The sequence below is a fragment of the Streptomyces carpinensis genome (assembly GCF_002154505.1).
In the GTDB taxonomy this organism is placed as follows: Bacteria; Actinomycetota; Actinomycetes; order Streptomycetales; family Streptomycetaceae; genus Streptomyces; species Streptomyces carpinensis.
This window is the reverse complement of the sequence record NZ_MUBM01000791.1, coordinates 1-759: the sequence shown is the minus strand read 5'-3', so window position 1 is coordinate 759 and position 759 is coordinate 1. Positions and strand designations below refer to the sequence as shown.

Genomic DNA, 759 nt, shown 5'->3' with positions numbered 1-759 from the left:
GTACCCGCCCCGCACCCGCTCGTCCGCCGGGTCCGGGCTGTCCATCTGGACCCAGTCCGGGCTCAGCCCGCCCGCCCCGAGCAGCCGGGCGGCCACCCAGATGCCGGGACCTGCGGACGAGGCCTGACCGAAGACCCGCACACCGCGGCCCCGGGCGGGACCGCACGGCCGCAGCCGCGCCGGGACGCAGTCGGACGGCACCGGGCCGCTCAGTGCGAGCACCGCGACGTCCGCGCGTTCCCGGTCGGGCGGCGCCCAGCCCTGCGGCAGCACCCAGCCGTACGACACCTCAGCGGTCAGGGATCCCGGGTGGTCGACGGCGACACGCCGTTCCCCGGGAGTCTCCCCTTCCGCCAACTCCAATGCGGCCTGCACGACATGAGCACATGTCAGCACCCGCCCCCCGTCCACCAGAACACCCGATCCCACCGGTGTGTTGTCCGCGCCGAGAATCCGAACACGCCATGAGTCCTCGATCGACTGCGACACCCCGCGCCCCGTTCGCTCCGCCTTTGCACGATGTTGACAGACAACCGCTCTTGGTAACAGTTGTGCGCCCGAATCCGGCATCCGGTCTCCAGGCACACGGACAAGCGCCGTCTCGTGCGACGAGCACCGCCCCGTCCCGGTGTGTTGCCCGGTGGCGGGGACGTCCACGCGCCCGCGGCGAGGCCCGCGTCGACCGGCACTGCGCCGGCCCCGGCGCGGACCGGCGCGGGGTGAGGCGACACGTCCGGCCGGCCGCGCCGGCGACCGCCA

Annotated in this window: 1 protein-coding gene; it reads right to left on the bottom strand. The window is 74.3% G+C overall.

From position 1 onward, the window contains the following. Positions 1-570: trypsin-like peptidase domain-containing protein (locus BZY54_RS54575; protein WP_143668484.1), on the bottom strand; the 570-nt coding region annotated here is incomplete at its 3' end. Positions 571-759: the final 189 nt, after the last annotated feature.